General features: G+C 67.4%; 1 protein-coding gene. It reads right to left on the bottom strand.

Annotated elements, in window-relative coordinates; translation table 11 throughout:
- Positions 1–15: 15 nt before the first annotated feature.
- A partial coding sequence (locus tag ACTM86_RS08940; protein WP_441017503.1) for an IS256 family transposase occupies positions 16–720 on the bottom strand: 705 nt, incomplete at its 5' end.

The following is a 720-nucleotide window of genomic DNA, read 5'->3' as shown; positions in this document are numbered from 1 at the left end:
CGGCCCCGTCCTCTTCTAGCCCTCCGCCTTTCCCCTCAGCTCGTCCATCTCCTCCAGCTTCGACATGTCCAGGTACCTCCTCTTGCCCCACTCGTGCTCCACTATGTACTTCAGCCTCGCCGTCACCAGCATGAGGGCCGAATTGCCGTCCGGGAAGGTCCCGACGACCCTAGTCCTCCTCCTGATCTCGCGGTTGATGCGCTCGATCCCGTTGTTCGTCCTGATCCGGCGCCAGTGCTCAGGCGGGAATTCCGTGTAGGCAAGCGTCTCGGCGAACCCGTCGCGCACCGTCCTCGCGGCCGCCCCGAGCCGCATCGACTCCAGCTTCTCCGCCACCTCCTCGGCCTTTCTGGCGCATGCCTCGCGCGATTCCTGCGCGTGGATCGCCTTCAGCATGCGCGCCGCGGCCTTCCGCCTGGTCACGGGAACCCTTCCCAGCACGTTGCGGTAGAAATGCACCGTGCAGCGCTGGTAGCGGGCCCCGGGGAACACCTCCTCGAGCGCACCGAGCATCCCCGCGCACTTGTCGCCGGTGACGAGCCGCACGCCGGAGAGCCCGCGCCCCTTGAGCCAGGAGAAGAACTCGCGCCAGGACTCCGCGGACTCGGTGTACCCCTCGGAGCAGCCGATGACCTCCCGGTCGCCGGCGGAGTTGACGCCGATGGCGACCAGCACGGCCACGTTCTCGTAGGACCCTCCCCAGCTGCGCTTGAGGTAGAT

Origin of the sequence: Collinsella sp. HCP3S3_E11, assembly GCF_052067375.1 — a bacterium.
GTDB lineage: Bacteria > Actinomycetota > Coriobacteriia > Coriobacteriales > Coriobacteriaceae > Collinsella.
This window is presented reverse-complemented; position numbering and strand designations above follow the sequence as displayed.